This window comes from Gilliamella sp. X-46 (genome assembly GCF_057063525.1).
Genome location: NZ_JBXSQH010000002.1, coordinates 305,099 through 322,976, shown reverse-complemented (window position 1 = coordinate 322,976; position 17,878 = coordinate 305,099). Strand labels below are relative to the sequence as shown.

General features: G+C 34.1%; 15 protein-coding genes. 14 read left to right on the top strand and 1 reads right to left on the bottom strand.

Annotated elements, in window-relative coordinates:
- The first annotated feature begins 463 nt into the window (after positions 1-463).
- The 8 genes from ACYIAJ_RS04135 to yciH all read left to right on the top strand — a co-directional run bounded on the left by ACYIAJ_RS04135 (position 464) and on the right by yciH (position 9,218).
- Positions 464-2,464, top strand: coding sequence for a KUP/HAK/KT family potassium transporter (locus ACYIAJ_RS04135; RefSeq protein ID WP_483564374.1), 2,001 nt, complete (start codon positions 464-466; stop codon positions 2,462-2,464).
- Between the two features lie 128 nt (positions 2,465-2,592).
- Entirely contained in the window at positions 2,593-3,225 is a 633-nt protein-coding gene (tmk, locus tag ACYIAJ_RS04130; RefSeq protein ID WP_483564373.1) for a dTMP kinase, read from the top strand.
- Between the two features lie 6 nt (positions 3,226-3,231).
- Entirely contained in the window at positions 3,232-4,215 is a 984-nt protein-coding gene (holB, locus tag ACYIAJ_RS04125) for a DNA polymerase III subunit delta' (RefSeq protein ID WP_483564372.1), read from the top strand.
- Between the two features lie 72 nt (positions 4,216-4,287).
- Positions 4,288-5,688, top strand: a complete 1,401-nt coding sequence (locus tag ACYIAJ_RS04120) for an MBOAT family O-acyltransferase (protein ID WP_483564371.1) — start codon at positions 4,288-4,290, stop codon at positions 5,686-5,688.
- 5 nt (positions 5,689-5,693) lie between these two features.
- Entirely contained in the window at positions 5,694-6,989 is a 1,296-nt protein-coding gene (locus ACYIAJ_RS04115) for an SGNH/GDSL hydrolase family protein (RefSeq protein ID WP_483558628.1), read from the top strand.
- Entirely contained in the window at positions 6,982-8,157 is a 1,176-nt protein-coding gene (locus ACYIAJ_RS04110; RefSeq protein ID WP_483558626.1) for an SGNH/GDSL hydrolase family protein, read from the top strand. The genes ACYIAJ_RS04115 and ACYIAJ_RS04110 overlap by 8 nt, the downstream gene beginning before the upstream one ends.
- A gap of 28 nt (positions 8,158-8,185) precedes the next feature.
- Entirely contained in the window at positions 8,186-8,905 is a 720-nt protein-coding gene (pyrF, locus tag ACYIAJ_RS04105; protein ID WP_483564370.1) for an orotidine-5'-phosphate decarboxylase, read from the top strand.
- The gene (gene yciH, locus ACYIAJ_RS04100; RefSeq protein WP_483564369.1) at positions 8,898-9,218 is read left to right on the top strand and encodes a stress response translation initiation inhibitor YciH; all 321 of its coding nucleotides are present in this window, start codon (positions 8,898-8,900) and stop codon (positions 9,216-9,218) included. Before pyrF ends, yciH begins: the two co-directional genes overlap by 8 nt.
- A gap of 56 nt (positions 9,219-9,274) precedes the next feature.
- Here yciH and tmaR read toward each other — a convergent pair whose 3' ends face one another.
- Positions 9,275-9,595 (bottom strand): PTS system regulator TmaR, encoded by a 321-nt coding sequence (gene tmaR, locus ACYIAJ_RS04095; protein ID WP_483558621.1) that lies wholly within the window; start codon positions 9,593-9,595, stop codon positions 9,275-9,277.
- A gap of 254 nt (positions 9,596-9,849) precedes the next feature.
- Between tmaR and accD the strand changes: the two genes are divergently transcribed.
- The 6 genes from accD (at position 9,850) to ACYIAJ_RS04065 (ending at position 17,788) form a co-directional block, all read left to right on the top strand.
- The gene (gene accD / locus ACYIAJ_RS04090) at positions 9,850-10,740 is read left to right on the top strand and encodes an acetyl-CoA carboxylase, carboxyltransferase subunit beta (protein WP_483558609.1); all 891 of its coding nucleotides are present in this window, start codon (positions 9,850-9,852) and stop codon (positions 10,738-10,740) included.
- A gap of 6 nt (positions 10,741-10,746) precedes the next feature.
- On the top strand, positions 10,747-12,018 hold the full coding sequence (folC, locus tag ACYIAJ_RS04085; protein ID WP_483564368.1) for a bifunctional tetrahydrofolate synthase/dihydrofolate synthase: 1,272 nt from the start codon (positions 10,747-10,749) through the stop codon (positions 12,016-12,018).
- Complete coding sequence (locus ACYIAJ_RS04080) at positions 12,019-12,621, top strand: SPOR domain-containing protein (RefSeq protein WP_483558606.1); 603 nt, start codon at positions 12,019-12,021, stop codon at positions 12,619-12,621.
- Positions 12,622-12,700: 79 nt separating this feature from the next.
- Positions 12,701-13,186 (top strand): CvpA family protein, encoded by a 486-nt coding sequence (locus tag ACYIAJ_RS04075; RefSeq protein WP_483558726.1) that lies wholly within the window; start codon positions 12,701-12,703, stop codon positions 13,184-13,186.
- Positions 13,187-13,204: 18 nt separating this feature from the next.
- On the top strand, positions 13,205-14,722 hold the full coding sequence (purF, locus tag ACYIAJ_RS04070) for an amidophosphoribosyltransferase (RefSeq protein ID WP_483564367.1): 1,518 nt from the start codon (positions 13,205-13,207) through the stop codon (positions 14,720-14,722).
- A gap of 384 nt (positions 14,723-15,106) precedes the next feature.
- Positions 15,107-17,788, top strand: a complete 2,682-nt coding sequence (locus ACYIAJ_RS04065; protein ID WP_483564366.1) for an inverse autotransporter beta domain-containing protein — start codon at positions 15,107-15,109, stop codon at positions 17,786-17,788.
- The last annotated feature ends 90 nt before the right edge of the window (positions 17,789-17,878 follow it).

The following is a 17,878-nucleotide window of genomic DNA, read 5'->3' as shown; positions in this document are numbered from 1 at the left end:
TTTCTCTAGGTTGTATTACATTTTATGCTAGTTATTGTTTGGTGGGGTTATTGTTCATTTGGTTATTATAAGCGTTAATCTATTTTATGTCGTTAGTTTAAAGTAAGTTATAATATAGCCTTTAATACCGTAATGCTATGCAAAAAATGCGTCATATTTTAATGAAGCTATATTTAGGCAATAAGTAATTAAATAGATAATCAAATAAAAAGGACGCTTAATATTGAGTAAGGTATCTTATAGAATTTTATAAGATTTATATTATATAAATATATTTTGACGATTTTAATTTATTCATGAACAATTGTTGTTAAATAGAATGAAAAAGAAAAGTTTTGAGCAATTTTGCTAATTTCACTGTAATTGATAATTAAATGTAAATTATCAAAAAACTTTATGTATATTATTTTGATTAGCAGTATCATTCTGAGCTTTATTGAGAATAATTTTAAGTCATACTAAAATGAACAACTCAAATCATAAAATCCCAGTTGGAATTGTTGGTATTATCAGTGCTATTGGCATTGTATATGGTGATATTGGTACTTCTCCTCTTTACGTTTTAAAGTCTATTATTCACGGATTACCTGATAATCAGTGGGCTAATCCATTTTATATTTTGGGGGCAGTATCGTGTGTGATTTGGACATTGACTATTCAAACCACTTTGAAATATGTCATTATTACATTACGTGCAGATAATAAAGGTGAAGGTGGCATTTTATCTTTATATGCTTTAATTCGTCGGCGTTATAAATGGACATTTGTTATTGCTATTATTGGCGCTGCGGCGTTACTTGCAGATAGCGCCATTACTCCAGCAATTACTATTATTACGGCGATTGAAGGGTTAAATGTTATTTACCCTCATATACCTATTATCCCGATCACGCTGTTTTTGATTCTTACCTTGTTTGTTATTCAGCCTTTAGGGACTGGCGCATTGGGAAGATACTTTGGTGTTAGTATGGCAATTTGGTTTACCATTCTTTGCTTATTAGGGCTATATCGATTATTACCGCATTGTGATGTTTTAGCTGCTTTTAATCCTATTTATGCAATTAAATTTATTATTGAAGCACCAGATGCATTAGTTATTTTAGGTGCTATTTTTATGTGTACTACAGGTGCTGAGGCGCTCTATTCTGATTTAGGACATTGTGGGCTCAAAAATATTCGTATTTCATGGGGCTATGTAAAATTTTGTTTAATTATTAATTATCTAGGCCAAGCGGCCTGGGTTATTTATAATCCTCACTTAATTAATGCTGATATCAATCCATTTTTTATGATAATGCCTGAATGGTTTAGATTAATTGGTATTATTATGTCAACTTGTGCAGCCTTTATTGCATGTCAGGCGTTAATTAGTGGATCATTTACTATCATTAGCGAAGCGATGTCATTAGATCTGTGGCCATATGTTCACGTTCAGTATCCTACCTTAATTAAAGGACAAGTTTATATTCGTTCAATTAATTATATTTTGTGTGCACTTTGTATTACGATGGTACTTGGTTTTCGTTCATCAACTAATTTAGAGGCAGCTTATGGCCTAGCGATTACTTTGAGTATGTTGATGACGACAGTCTTATTGTTTTTCTATTTTATGAAGAATAATAAACCACTTTGGTATAGTATCCCGTTAACCCTCTTTTTTATGTTGATTGAAGGTGGCTTTTTTATCGCAAATATTCAAAAATTCTTCCACGGTGGTTTCGCCTCGATTCTTATAGCTGGTTTTATTTTTATTATTATGTATGCGTGGATAACCGGGAGAAATTTAAAGCGTGAACATAACTCGTTTGATAAACTGGATGATGAATATTTGGCTAAAATTATTGCTGTCAGTCATGATAAAAGTATTGAAAAAATAGCGACACATCTGTTTTATTTAACACGCGCCCAAAGTGCTCATGCGGTTGAAAGTAAAATTACTTACTCACTATTCGAACGAAAACCAAAACGTGCAGATACTTATTGGTTTATATCGATCAACCGCATGGATGAGCCATATCAATTCGAATATGAAATTGAAGTGTTAGTTCCATATAAGGTTTTTCGTATTGATTTGAATATTGGTTTTAAAGTAGATATGCATGTTGAACAGTATGCCCAACTCATTGCGACACGCACGGAACAGCAGAATTTAGTTAATTTATCTTCACGTTATTCTTCCGTTAAAGATCGTCGAGGTGATAGTTTATATGTAATTGTTGAGAGAACATTACGTAATGTAGATATTAATTTTATTAACCGCCCAATTTTAGCTATTTACTCATTCATTAAGCGTCAATTTACTTCGGATATTGACATGTTTGATATCGATCCCTCTACAGCATTAGTTGAATTTGTTCCAATTGTTGTTAGTGAATATGAGAACGACAATAAAACATTAAAACAACTTATTGAGCAATCGAAAATGAGTGTTACAGGTAATTTAGAATCGATAGATAAAGAATAACACATTGATAAATTTAGGATAGTAATCCCTAAAAATAAAAATTAGTGTACAATAATGCAATTTAGTGGGAAAAGTTCTCCTGTGTTGGTTATATTTAAAAGTATCATAATAAATAATAGGAACTAAGCATGACAGGTAAATTTATTGTCATCGAAGGACTTGAAGGGGCTGGTAAAACAACAGCTATTAACACCGTTGCACGCATTTTGAATCAACACAATATTGACGATTTGCAATTTACCCGAGAGCCGGGTGGAACACCGATTGCTGAAGCATTACGTCATATGATTAAAAATGGTTTAAACAAAGAACCTTTGACTGATAAAGCCGAATTGTTAATGCTATATGCAGCGCGTATTCAACTGATTGATAATGTCATAAAACCAGCACTTGAGGCTGGTAAATGGGTTATTGGTGATCGTCATGATTTATCAACACAGGCTTATCAAGGTGGTGGGCGTCAGTTAGATAAAAACTTTATGGCGACATTAAAAGAACAAGTATTGGGTAACTTTAAACCTGATCTTACTTTATATTTGGATATCGATCCTGAAATTGGTTTGATGCGTGCAAGAACGCGTGGTGAACTCGATCGTATTGAGCAACAATCATTGCCATTTTTTGAACGAATTCGTCAACGCTATTTAGAAATTGCTAAGCAAGACAAAACAGTTATAACTATTGATGCTGAAAAATCAATTGACGATGTGACTAAGCAAATTGAACAAATTTTAACAAAATGGCTAACAAAACAGGTTTAATATTCAATGATCTTAAATGACTATCCTTGGCTTTCGTTACCTTATCAGCAATTAGCATCAGGAATTGTACATAAGCGCGCTCATCATGCTTTGTTAATTAATTATGTTCAAGGTAGTGGTGAAGACCAATTTGTTTCAAAACTTGCAAGCCGTTTATTATGCCAATGTTCACAGCAATTAGAACCGTGCTTAAAATGTCATAGCTGCCAACTGTTTTTGTCTCACCATCATCCTGATTATTATGTAATAACTAATGAACAAGGTAAGCAGTCAATAGGTATTGATCAAATCCGTAATATATCCAGCAAAGTTTACGAAAAATCCCAACAAGGTGGTAATAAAGTTCTTTGGATTAAACATGCGGCTTTAATGACAGAAGCTGCTGCTAACGCCTTGCTTAAAACGTTAGAAGAACCACCCCAAAAGACATATTTTATTTTAAGCGATGAACATAATAGCCAATTATTGCCAACAATTCATAGCCGTTGTTTTTCTTATTGTTTGCCTGTTCCTAAATTGGAACAATCTATTGAATGGTTAAAAAAACAATATAGCCAACAATACAGCGATAATGAACTTGCCTCTGCATTATTATTAAGCGAAAATGCACCACTAAAAGCAGCTGCACTATTAATGCCAGAAAAGTGGCAACAACGAAAAGCGTTTTGTGAACATTTATTAGAAGTTGTACCGCAAAATAATTATTGGCAGTTGGCTAAAACTTTTGATAACGAAGATTTTATTGAACGCATTATTTGGTTTTGTGCATTATTAAGTGATGCACTTAAAGCGAAGCAAAAAGTAGGGCGTTTTATCGTTAATCGTGATCAAGTACCATTAGTTCGATTACTTGCAACTAATAGTAATGAGAGGCTTTCTGAGCTTTATAATTTATGGTTACAAGCAAGAAACCAGCTGTTAACAATTACTGGATTGAATAAAGAACTCATTATTTGTAATGTTCTTGCTCAATCCGAATTAGTTGATTAAGTAAAAATGAAGTAATATAAGGCAAGGTGTGTTTTTATTTTCAGGCATACGTTTAAGTAAAAAAGGATGACCGTGAGTTATTTATCTATTGAATTTGGTTTACTTTTTATCGCTTTTTTTGCCCTATATTGGGGATGCCGTTTATCGCCTAAAATCCAAAATGGACTACTTTTAGTATCGAGTTACCTTATTGTTGGTAGTTATAGCTGGCAATTTGCGCTTATCCTTTTTATTTATACTTGTGTGATTTATTTGTTTTCGTTGTTGATTGCGGCATCGGAACATCATGCAAAACGATGGCTCGTTTTAGGGTTATGTGCATCAATTATTAATCTTGCGTTGTTTAAATATTTTGATTTTTTCCGTTATGAGCTGCAATATTTGTTTAATTTATTAAATTTTCCTATTTTATTGCCTGCTATCACTTTATTAATCCCTATTGGCATCTCATTTTATACTTTCCATTCGGTAAGTTATTTAATTTCGGTAAAGAAAAAAGAGTTACCGGTTGCTAAATTTTGGGACTTTGCTCTATTTTTGTCATTTTTCCCAAGTATTATTGCAGGCCCGATTAACCGTGCTAAAGACTTTATGCCGCAAATCAATGTTGCCCAACCTCGCGAAATTTTGGAACCGTTTCGTGCATTTACATTGCTTATTTTGGCTGTTATTAAGGTTTACTGTGTAGGTGGTTTAATTAGCGAATATTGGGTTAAACCAATTTTTGCCAATCCATTAGAATTTAGTGTGATTGATTTGCTTGTTGGGCTTTATGGTTACGCAATGCAGATTTATTTGAATTTTTCTGGCTATACTGATTTAGTTACAGGTATTGCTTTATTGCTAGGATTTCGTTTGCCAATTAATTTCAATTTACCATATTTAGCACTGAATTTAAGAGACTTTTGGGGGCGCTGGCATATTAGCTTGTCACGTTGGATTCGTGACTATATTTATATTCCTCTTGGTGGAAATCGTCTAGGGTTTGTGCAAACGCAAATTAATGTCATGCTTGCCATGTTATTATCGGGATTATGGCATGGTGCAGGGATTAATTTTATTATTTGGGGTGCATGTCATGGTATTGGTATCGTAGCACTTCATATTGGTGATCGTTATTTAGGTAAAGATTGGGTAACACGACGTTCGCCAACGGTGGCACGATTACTAACATGGCATTATGTTTGTTTTACATGGCTCTTTTTTTATTGTGAAAGTTTGCCCGATGCTTTGGATTATTTGACCGCATTAGTGCATAACTTTTCGATACAACCACTTTATGCAGGGGATTTTCTCGTTATTTGTTTTATCTATTTTGTCTATCCAATGTGTAAAAATTTCACTCAATGGTTTATTATACAACTAACTCAAATACCTCTTATTTTTTTGCCTTTTGTTTTTATTTTTATTTTATGGATGGTTATTTATATTGCACCATCAGGTATGCCAAACTTTATTTATGCTAATTTCTAATTATGATGATATATAAAAAATCGTTTTCAAAAAATAACAAAAAAACAAAATCGAATTTGAAAAGACAACGTCATAAATCGCGGAATAAAATTGCGCTTAAAAAGGATCCTCAAAAAAATAAAAAGACAAATCCCCATTCTGCTCTTGTTATTAAACATTTATCTGTCTGTTATATATGGATAACATTATTTGTTACTGCAATAGCACTAATGGCACTTTATTACAAATCCATATTGATTTATTGCCAGCAAGCATATCATCTCGATTTATTTGATAGTGATACGTTTTTCGTTCAAGAAACATCTACTCAAGTGCTTGAAGAAAGCAAAAATGACGAGTCAAATGTTCAACAAGTTGATGTTATGTTGCCTATCATTGAAAATGAAGACTCAAAATTAAACTCTCCTCAGTTTCAAAATGTACAACAACATAATGAGCTTGAAGCGGTACAAAAAGTAAATACAGAAACAGAAATAAACGTAAAAAGTGAGCAACAAGGTAGTATTGCAAATGGTAAATTAGACGCCGATTTAAAAACACATTTAGAAATTATTGAGCAAAACAAACCTGCTCCCGAGCTTGTATTGCGAGATAAACCTAAAACTACACAAGTAGATATTGAGTTACCCCATGAACCACTACCTATTGTATTAACGAGTAACGATAAAGTGTTTTTTGCTGGTGATTCTTTAATGCAAGGCGTTGCACCATATGTTAAAAAAATGTTGTTTAAGCAGTATAAAATAGAAAGCCTTAATTTGAGTAAACAAAGCACTGGGCTTGCTTATCCGAGCGCTTTTGATTGGTCAAAAACAATTAATGATAATCTAATTGCCGACCCTTCTATTAAATTACTTGTTGTTTTTCTTGGCGCAAATGATCCTTGGGATTTCCCAGTTAAGGGATATACAAAATATGCTAAATTCAAATCTGAATTGTGGGAAGAGCAGTATCGTTTGCGTATTGAATCTATCTTAAATAGCGCTATAGAACATAATGTTCAAGTGCTTTGGCTTGCTGCCCCTTGTATGCGCAAAGCAAAATTAAACGAGGGCATGGTTTACTTAAATAACTTATATAAGTCTGAAATAGAAAAAGTTCAACAACACTTTTTAACAACAAATGAATTATTAGGTTGTACGTACGAAAAATTCAGTAATTTTATCGAAACCGGTAAAACAAAAATTAAAGTAAGGGTTGATGATGGGGTTCATTTTACTCCAACAGGCCAAAAAATTCTGGCAAAGACCATTATGGAAAAAATAATCTATAAAGAATTAGAGGATCCCCATAGTGATTAAATTTTTAAAATATATTACAGCTGTAATTGCCATAACCATTACTGTTGGGTGTAGTATTGCTGAAAGTAAAACGTCTAGCGTATCTGCTGTTGTTGATTTTGGTGATCCTAATGCTAAACAATTTGCTAAACGTTTAAAATTGTTAGCGAATAACAAAAAAGCTAATCAAGTGATTAATATTACCCAATTTGGTGATTCTCATTCAGCAGCCGACTTTTTTACTGGTGAATTTAGAGCACTAATGCAACAAAAGTATGGTAACGCAGGTATTGGTTGGATAACGCCTGTTGCTATAAAAGGGCAAAACCATACTGCAGTGACGTGGAAATCTAATAATTGGGAGGTGTTAAGTAGCCGAACGTTAAATAATTTAGATTTTCCTATGGGCGGTTTTATAGCTAAGCCCAATAAAGATTCATCTACTATCCAAATTATACCTCGAGCATTAAATAATCAAACTTGGCAAGTTAAGCTAACTTTTAAGATGCTTAAAAACAATTCAAATTCACTAACGCTTTATGATGTAAATAATAATAAACTTGATTTAAGTTATATGCCCAAACCAAATATTTGGCAAACTTCAACGGTTGTATCTAAATTACCTTTAGTTATAAAAGGTCAAAAAGATCTTGAGCTTGGTGGAATTTGGTTAACTCACTATCAACAACCTGGAGTTATTGTTTCATCGATTGCTACTAATGGTGCTAAGCAAGCAATTTGGCAAAAGTGGGGACAAAATTGGCTTAAAGAACTAGGTGTATCAAAAAGTGATTTAGTCATTCTTGAATACGGGACGAATGAAAGCTTTGATGAAACATTAGATGTGAATCAATATCGAGATAATTTAGTGAATAATATTAGGCTGATTCGTAAAACATTACCTAATGCGGCAATTTTGATAATGACACCACCAGACACAATGGCAAATGAAACAGATATGCCTCTATCTTTTACTAAAATAATAAATATTCAGAAACAAGTTGCCAAATCTGAAAAAACATTATTTTGGGATTGGCAAGTGGCGATGGGCGGTAAGTTTGTCATTAAACAGTGGCGTCAACGAGGGCTAGCTCGTCCAGATCTCGTACATCAAACTCTACAAGGCTATAAAGAAAGCGCTCGTATTTTTTATGCCGATTTAAATGAATTTATTAGAAAAAACAGCTAAATTTTTTATTAAAAGGAATAAATGAGTTATGTTATCACCAATTATCGTTGCAGTTGATTTTGCGGATGTTAAATCAGCATGGAATTTTATTGATCAAGTAGATCCTAAAGATTGCCGTCTTAAAATCGGTAAAGAGCTTTTTACATATGCTGGGCCTGATTTTATCAAGCAGATTATGAAAAAAGGTTTTGATGTTTTTTTAGATCTTAAATTTCATGATATTCCAAATACTGTTGCAAAAGCAATTGTAGCCACTGCTGATCTTGGTGTTTGGATGACCAATGTGCATGCTAGCGGTGGTTCTCGTATGATGACAGCCGCTAAAGATGCGCTTTATTCATATGGTAAAGATGCGCCAATTTTGATTGCTGTGACAGTATTAACCAGTATGGAATCACCTGATCTTAAAGAAATCGGTATCAACGTATCGCCTTTAGAACAAGCGACTAGATTAGCGATGCTAGCTAAAAACTGTGGGCTTGATGGTGTAGTGTGTTCGGCAAAAGAAGTTCAAAGTTTCAGAACACGCTTGGGGGGAGATTTTAAATTGGTGACACCAGGTATTAGACCAGCAGGAACCAATCCGGATGACCAACGCCGAATTATGACACCTCAGAGAGCTCAAGCGGCTGGTTCTGATTATTTAGTTATTGGACGCCCAATTACTCAAGCAGAAGATCCAGCCAAAGCGCTACAAACAATTTTAGCAACACTGGATACAAGTAAGAGTGAGCCACATTATGTCTAGTAATCCACTTGTATATTCAACTGATAAAGGTCGAATTAAACCTGCTGAAGCTATCATCTCTCGCCCTAAGGGGGATGGTATTATTCGAATTCAACGACAAACATCAGGCCGTAAAGGGAAAGGTGTTTGTGTTATTACAGGGTTTGATATCGATGATGCTCAATTAATACAGTTGGCTGCAGAATTAAAAAAACGTTGTGGTTGCGGTGGTTCAATTAAAGATGGCATTATTGAAATTCAAGGTGATAAACGCGATTTATTAAAGTCATTGCTGGAAGATAAAGGATTTAAAGTTAAATTAGCAGGGGGATGATTTATCACTAAAATAGCGTCCATAATAAAAAAGACGCTATTTATAAAAATAGCCTTTTAATTAGAGCGATAACTACGCATTTTTTTGCTAATTTCGCGACGCTCTTTAGAAATTTCAGCATTTTTAATAATATAATCATCAACACGATCATCATAATCGCTTTTCATATTAGCAATAATCGCTTGAAGCTCTTCGTAAGTCATATCTGGCTTAATATATTCACTTAAATTTTCAAGTAATAGCACTCGTTTTTGGTTGTCACGAATTTTTTTTTCGTTATCCGAAATTTCGCGTTTTAATTTATTTAAGCGACGCGATAAACGAATGTATTCTAGTACGTCTTGAAACGATGGTGTAGTTGATTTTTCCTTGTCCATCTATAACCCCTTATTTCAAAAAATGGAAAATAAACTTTCATCAATTATATACCAATAATTTTTTAAGGTCATATTAATTATATTTTAAAACGTAAATGATATTTTTAGTATTAACTATTTTATTTTTATGCCGTGTTTTCCCACAAAATTTATTTACAAAATAAGATAAAAATAAAAACAACTATTAAGAATTAGAATAAAGTATTGTACAATAGCCCCAAATTTATAAAGAGTGCCAGAGTGCGAGAATCATAATGAGCTGGATTGAAAAAATTCTTAGTAAAAATAATATATCGTCAGATCACAAAAAGGCGAATATTCCCGGTGGTGTTTGGACAAAATGTAGCAACTGTGAACAAGTCATTTATCAAGTTGAACTTGATCTTAACTTACAAGTCTGTCCAAAATGTGACCATCACATGCATATTCCTGCCCGTGTGCGTTTGTACCGTTTTCTAGACGAAGGTTCAGATGTAGAGATTGGCTCAGATCTTCTGCCTAAAGATATCTTAAAATTTAAAGATACTAAAAAATATAAAGATCGTTTAACAGCTGCACAAAAAGAGACACATGAAAAAGAAGCAATGGTTGTGATGAAAGGCTCATTGTTTGGTATCCCTGTCGTTGTTGCTTGTTTTGAGTTTGCGTTCATTGGTGGGTCAATGTCTTCTGTTGTTGGTGCATTATTTACGCGCGCAGCAGAACAAGCCATTGCAGATAAGTGTCCATTAATTTGTTTTTCAACAAGTGGCGGTGCGCGAATGCAAGAAGCTCTATTTTCGTTAATGCAAATGGCAAAAACCAGCGCTATTCTTGCTAAAATGCAAGATGAAGGTTTGCCTTATATTTCAGTAATGACCGACCCTACCATGGGGGGCGTATCGGCAAGTTTGGCAATGCTAGGTGATATTAATATTGCTGAACCTAAAGCATTAATTGGTTTTGCAGGCCCTCGAGTGATTCAGCAAACAGTGCGTGAAACATTACCTGAAGGGTTTCAGCGTAGTGAGTTTTTACTTGAAAAAGGCGCAATTGATATGATCATTCATCGCAAAGATATGCGACCTAAAGTTGCCAGTTTAATAGCAAAATTAATGAAACTAACCGATCCGTTTAACGATGTTATCCTTAACGAGACAGTTTAATTGAGAATGCAAAAAACACAACCAAATGCCATGTCGAATTTAAACACATGGCTTTGTTATTTAGAGCAATTACATCCTACTACTATTGATTTAGGTTTAGAACGAGTAAAGACGGTTGCTCAGCGTCTTGATTTATTACAACCAGCGCCTTATGTTTTTACCGTTGCAGGTACCAATGGCAAAGGAACCACTTGCCGAACACTTGAAATGATACTGCTTGAGAAACCTTTGCAGGTTGGTGTTTATAGTTCTCCTCATTTATTACGTTTTACTGAGCGTGTGCGTATTAATAACCAAGAGTCAAGTGAGCAAGAAACCGTAAAAGCCTTTGTCGAAATAGAAAAAGCTAGAGGTGATATATCACTTACTTATTTTGAATATGCAACGCTTGCTGCGCTTTATCAATTTAAAAAAGCAAAATTAGATGTTGTTATATTAGAAGTGGGACTTGGTGGACGGCTCGATGCAACGAATATAGTTGATGCTGATGTGGCAATAGTTACAACAATTGGTATCGATCATGTTGATTATTTAGGTGACACCCGTGAAAGTATAGGACGTGAAAAAGCAGGCATCTTTAAACCTAAAAGTATCGCTATTGTGGGTGAACCGGAAATGCCAACATCTATTTTAAATGTGGCTAAATCGGTCAACTGTCCTATCTATGTAATGGGTTGTGATTGGTGTTATCAACCAATTAACAAAAATTTATGGACGTTTGAATCGCCAATAAAACAGTATAAAAATCTACCTATTGCTAATGTTCCTTTAGCTAATGCCGCAACAGCAATTGCCGCCTTAAGTTTTTCATCACTTGAAGTAACACAAGACCAAATAACTAAAGGATTGGAAAATTCCAATTTGACAGGGCGTTTTCAAATTATTCAACGATTGCCACTTGTGATCCTTGATGTAGCACATAACCCACATGCAGCAGTTTATTTAACACAACAATTAGAAAAACTAAAAGCAGAATATTTGAATGTGGGCAAAGTTAGATTTGTTGTTGGTATGCTTAAAGATAAAGATATTAAAAGTACTTTATCTATCTTAAAAGGCGATAAATGGTATTGTGCTTCACTTTATGGTGAACGAGGTTGTGAAGCCGAGGTATTAAAACAACACTTATTGAATAAAGGTGAGCTTAATGTATCAACATTTGATACAGTTTCTAAGGCTTATCAAAAGGCAATATATGATGCAAAAAAAGACGATATTATTGTCGTATGTGGTTCTTTTCATACAGTATCTGATGTTTTAGCTGAAATTGAGCATTAAGTGAAATTAATCATGATGAACAATCAGCAAATTAATCCCAAAAATCAAAATAGAGTAAGAAATCGGCTTATTGGTTTCGCTACATTATTACTTATTATCGCAATATTTGCTCCATGGATAATAACGGATAAGCCCAACTTACGAACATCAGCAATGCCTATTTTGCAATCAGAAGTTATTAATCATCAAAAGACTGCAACATCACCTAGTAGTATTGATGATAGTTTTACCAATAATATTCCAGATATCCCTTACATACCTGATTCTGAGCAAAATCCAAGTTCAGATAATTCATCAGATAGTATTGATGATGCTGATATCTCCACAATACAAACTAATCATTCTATGTCTCAACAGACACAGCAAGAGTCTAAGCCTTATATGATTCAACTTACAGCGTTAAAAAATCGGCAAAAAATAGAAGAGTTAGTTGCATTATTAAGGTTAAATAATTATAGCGTTAGAACAGTTCCTCAAAAACCTGAACCTAATCAGTTAATTAAATTACAGGTTGGTCCTTATGCTAAAAAAGAACAAGCAGAGCAGGTGATTATTAACTTAAATAACCTAACAAAATTAAAAGGTATTATCGTTTCTAATTAATCGTTGCTTTGTTTTTTTGTGTTGTAAACAATAATTAAAATAAAATATTAATAATATAAAGTTGTGAGCTATTATGATGATGAATTGGGTTGATTTTACAATTATTGGTGTGATTGCTTTTTCTGCATTAATTAGCATAGTGCGGGGATTTGTACGAGAAGCATTATCACTTATTAGCTGGGTTTTAGCTTTTTTTATTTCTAGTCGATTTTATATCTATATTACCGATTATTTAACTTATTTTGATAGCGATGTTATCCGTATTGCAGTTGCAATTGTTATTTTATTTATCGCTACATTGTTGGTCTGTTCAATTGTGTCGTATATTATTGGTCAATTAGTTCAAAAAACGGGGTTATCTGGCACTGATCGTGTATTGGGTATTTGTTTTGGTGTGCTACGAGGAATTTTAGTTGTAGCTGCTGTTCTCTTTTTGGTTGATACGTTTACGCCGTTATCACAATCGGTGTATTGGACCCAATCACAACTCATCCCTCATTTTCATTTTATTATCCGCTGGTTTTTTGATTTTATACAACAGTCATCTTCGTTTTTAGTGCAATAAATTTGAGGTAATCATAGTATGTGTGGTGTTGTTGGTATTGTAGGGTGTACTACTGTTAATCAATCTATTTATGATGCATTGACAGTATTACAACATAGAGGGCAAGATGCAGCCGGTATTGTTACTATTGATAATCAAAATCGCTTTCGTTTACGCAAAGCGAATGGTTTAGTTAAAGATGTGTTTCAAGAACATCATATGCAGCGATTGCAAGGTAATTTGGGCATAGGGCATGTTCGTTATCCTACCGCCGGTAGCTCTAGTCCATCCGAAGCTCAACCCTTTTATGTCAATTCGCCTTATGGTATTACGCTTGCTCATAATGGTAATTTAACAAACACAGAGAAGTTACGTGATAAAGTATTTGAACTAGCACGAAGGCATATTAATACGAATTCTGATTCTGAAGTTTTACTCAATATTTTCGCTAGTGAGCTCGACAAATTCCCAACTTATCCACTTACCGCAGATAACATTTTTACCGCAATACATAATGTACATAACATAATTAAAGGCGCCTATGCTTGTGTTGCAATGATTATTGGCCATGGTCTTGTCGCTTTTCGTGATCCTTATGGGATTCGACCTTTAGTCATTGGAAAACGGATACTTGAGAATCAAAAAATTGAATATATGGTTGCATCCGAAAGTGTTGCATTGGATATTCTTGATTTTGAATTTATGCGTGATGTCCTGCCGGGCGAAGCAATTTATATTACACAAGATGGGCAATTATATTCTCTACAATGTTCTGATAATCCTCAATATTATCCATGTATTTTTGAATATGTTTATTTTGCAAGACCAGATTCATTGATGAATGGTGTATCGGTTTATCAATCACGCATTTTAATGGGGCAAAAGCTAGGGGAAAAAATAGCAAGAGAGTGGAAGGATATTGATATTGATGTTGTCATTCCTATTCCTGAAACATCATGTGATGCAGCTCTTGAAATTGCTCGTATTTTAAACAAACCTTACCGACAAGGGTTTGTTAAAAATCGCTATGTTGGTCGTACATTTATCATGCCAGGGCAAACAGCCCGTAAATTATCGGTAAGAAGAAAACTTAATGCTAATCGTATTGAATTCGAAGGAAAAAATGTACTATTAGTTGATGATTCTATTGTACGAGGTACCACTTCAAAAGAAATTCTTGAGATGGTACGCTCAGTTGGTGCTAAAAAAGTCTACTTAGCTTCTGCTGCACCAGAAATTAGACATCCAAATGTTTACGGTATTGATATGCCTGTTGCCAGTGAACTTATTGCTTATAGCCGGACGGTTGATGAAATAGCGAAAAATATTGGTGCGGATAAACTTATTTTTCAAGATTTATCTGATTTAATTGATTCAATCACAGAACAAAACCCGAATATTCGCCATTTAGAGTGCTCTGTTTTTGATGGAAAATATATTACCGAGGGAGTTGATGAAAACTACCTATTATTATTAGAACAAAAAAGAGGTGAAAATAAAAAATATCCAGTTTCTAAAGAATCTGAAAACTTAGATATTTATAATGAAGGTCAATAAATAAAGATAATCATTATGAAAAAATTTTATCTAAAAGCTAAAAATTACAAATTTAGTTGTTATTTATTTATTTATTGTAATTTTTATTTAAACTTTTATCTGTTATTTTCCCTAATTTCTTAATAATAACCGTAATTTTAATTGATTAATTTATTGTATTTTATTAATATAAAATGCAATTTATGAAAAAAGTCAAAAAAAGAAAAAAATAATTTGGATAAATGACTTTTCTGTAATACAATTACAGAAGCTGTAATGTAAAGAAATGTAAAGCGCGTGAAATATAAAAATAAATGAACACATAAATGTTTAATGAAGACAAGTTAGTCTTAGCTATAAGTTTTGTGTTATGTTGGTTTTCGTAGGAAAATAAGGAATGTTAAGATGAGGAAAAATCTTAATTTGACAATTATCTCTGCATTTGTCATTGCTACATTAGGATGGCAGTCAGCTTTTGCAGTTGATTCTCAAATGTCGCAAGATTCTGTAGATAGCAGTAAGGTAATTAAATTAAAAGATGGTTCAAAAGCTCGTGAGATGATAAATAATCAACAACGTAGCCTTTATCAAATAGCTCTTTTAAGTAGTATTTCGGTTTCGGAGTTACGGGCAATGAATGCAGGGCGCTTTGATAAAAAAGATATAGTTGAAGTCGGAGAGCGTTTAGTCTTACCTGAAAACTCGCCTTTATTACCTGCAGTTAAACAAAAAAATGATAAAAATGACAAACATGCCAATTTGCCTCAGCTAGGCTCGGATGAAAATTATAATGTAAAAAAAGATAAAGACGCACTTTCGACCCAAGTGGCTTCAACATTACAAACCTTAGCTAATCAAGATTGGAAACAAATAACTTCGTCGGATAACGGTGGTTTATCTGGGCATTTAAAGAATAGAGGTAAAGATTACGCAGACAGTTATGTGCGTAATGGAGTTAAAAATCAAGTTGTAGATCCTGCTCGTAGCGCCGTTCAAGACTTTCTAGGGCGTTTTGGTACAGCTCAATTGCAGTTTGATTTGAGTGACAAAGGTACATTTAATAATGTCAACTTGAAGTTATTTAGCCCATGGTACGATACCGAAGATACATTAATATTTAGTCAAGTGTCGTTTCAAGAATATGAACATAACCGTCGAATAGGTAACTTTGGTATTGGTCAACGTTGGGATGTAGATAATAAAAAATGGTTACTTGGTTATAACGTATTTTTTGATCATGATTTTCAGCGCTCGCACAATCGTTTAGGTGTCGGTGCTGAGGCATGGACTGATTATATGAAGTTTGCTGCCAACTATTATCATCCTTTATCTGATTGGAAGGATTCTAAAGACTTCGATGATTACTTAGAACGAGCTGCAAGAGGTTTTGACGTTCGATTCCAAGGTTATTTACCACAATATCCACATTTGGGCGGATCACTTATGTATGAGCAATACTATGGTGATAAAGTCGCATTATTTGGTAAAGATAATTTACAAAAAGATCCAAGAGCTGTTACGGTTGGGCTCGATTATACACCAGTTCCTCTTTTTACTATCAAAGCAGATCATAAACGAGGGCAAGATAACAAAAAGGCAACTAAAGCTGAGTTAACGATGAACTATCGTATTGGTACTCCATTAAAAGATCAATTAGATCCAGATATGGTTCAATCTGCCCGTTCTTTGAAGGGGAGCCGCTATGATTTAGTCGATCGTAATAATTACATTGTTCTTGAATACAAAGAAAAGAAAATGTCTGTCGATTTGGGGCTTGAACAAACTCAGTTAATTGAGGGCCAAACTTATCCATTAAATGTTAGCGTTCATAATGCTAAAAACTTAACAAGTTTAGCATGGGCAGGTAATATGCTTGACATTGATGCTGGTGGTGGTTTTTTATGTGCGACAGTGGGGGCATGTACTGCTTCTTCATGGCTTAATCCACCAATTGATACAAATAACTGGAAAATTGTTGCCCCTAGTTATGTTAATGCAAATGGGCAGCGACTACCTGTTAGTACAAGTGGAAAATATTCCTTATCTCTATCTGTCTCAGATAGTCGCGGTAAATCTGCAACATCCAATACTGTTAGTTTTGAGGTATTACCAGATCCAGTGATGCGTAAAATTGGTGTATGGGCAGTTGATACTTTTGGGAACAAAACGGTAATGACGTCTGAAACCGCTGATGGCTTAACTAGTTTGACAGTATTAGCAACTCTTGTTAAACCTAAAGTGTACAATGGCGCAATCAACACATCTCAAGATGTAGATGGATTTAGTGATGAAAATGTAATGAACAGTGTTCCTGAAACATTTAGCGAATTTTCAAAGTTGTGGACGGCAACGAGTAATGGTAGAAAAATTGCTTTAATTGACGGTACTTCTGGCAATATCAATCAATGTCCAGGGCAAATTGCTTGTGTTATTGTGAAATCGTTTGAAAAAATAGCGAAAGACCATAATGTATCATCTCGCGCTTCTACTGCTGCTGGTTTACAAGTAATTGGCGATAGTTATGCATTGGATGTTGCTTCAAATATTACTGGAGCAGTTAATTTTTCAATTTCTCTAGAACAGTATGGTTTGGGTAAGTCATTTAATAGTGCTACTGTTGATTTTATCGGTGGTAGTGCTGCTCGTCTTGAAGTTTGGAATACTTCTGGAGTACTAGTTGCTAGAAGTTCAGGCTCTTTACTTCAGTTTGACCCTGCAGGTCCAAACGAATGGCGTGTTGGTCAGGAATATCTTGTTAAAGCCTTTGCAGCTGATGGTACTCCAATCGTTAATCCATATGTGATTTGGTCATTGGTTGGTTCAAATGCAGATGCTTGTCTTGGTGTTGCCCCAACAATATTACCAAATGCTGCTAGTAATCCAAATGGACCTTGGTTTAACGTTGCAATGGGAACTGATGTCCATTATACGATAAAAGGTAGAAACAGCAGTTATGCAACATCAGGTACTAGTATTCCAGCGGCACAAGGTGCACCAAATAATCTAGATTTAAGGCAAGTAACATCTTCTCCTCTTGCATGTGCTGGGGACCAAGGGTTCAAATTGCAAGTAACAGTTTTAAGATAAGTAAAAGTTTAGATTACCGATAATTGTCGGTAATCTAGTAGAAGGGACACCAACTTAATGGTGTGTTTGTATAACTATAATACATTAGTT

Bases quoted from the DNA above. Each gene is read 5' to 3' on its own strand.
- ACYIAJ_RS04135 (WP_483564374.1), top strand. From the start codon at position 464: ATGAACAACTCAAATCATAAAATCCCAGTTGGAATTGTTGGTATTATC.
- ACYIAJ_RS04075 (WP_483558726.1), top strand. From the start codon at position 12,701: ATGAATTGGGTTGATTTTACAATTATTGGTGTGATTGCTTTTTCTGCA.
- holB (WP_483564372.1), top strand. From the start codon at position 3,232: ATGATCTTAAATGACTATCCTTGGCTTTCGTTACCTTATCAGCAATTA.
- tmaR (WP_483558621.1), bottom strand. From the start codon at position 9,595: ATGGACAAGGAAAAATCAACTACACCATCGTTTCAAGACGTACTAGAA.
- ACYIAJ_RS04115 (WP_483558628.1), top strand. From the start codon at position 5,694: ATGATATATAAAAAATCGTTTTCAAAAAATAACAAAAAAACAAAATCG.
- folC (WP_483564368.1), top strand. From the start codon at position 10,747: ATGCAAAAAACACAACCAAATGCCATGTCGAATTTAAACACATGGCTT.
- tmk (WP_483564373.1), top strand. From the start codon at position 2,593: ATGACAGGTAAATTTATTGTCATCGAAGGACTTGAAGGGGCTGGTAAA.
- purF (WP_483564367.1), top strand. From the start codon at position 13,205: ATGTGTGGTGTTGTTGGTATTGTAGGGTGTACTACTGTTAATCAATCT.
- accD (WP_483558609.1), top strand. From the start codon at position 9,850: ATGAGCTGGATTGAAAAAATTCTTAGTAAAAATAATATATCGTCAGAT.
- pyrF (WP_483564370.1), top strand. From the start codon at position 8,186: ATGTTATCACCAATTATCGTTGCAGTTGATTTTGCGGATGTTAAATCA.
- ACYIAJ_RS04065 (WP_483564366.1), top strand. From the start codon at position 15,107: ATGAGGAAAAATCTTAATTTGACAATTATCTCTGCATTTGTCATTGCT.
- yciH (WP_483564369.1), top strand. From the start codon at position 8,898: ATGTCTAGTAATCCACTTGTATATTCAACTGATAAAGGTCGAATTAAA.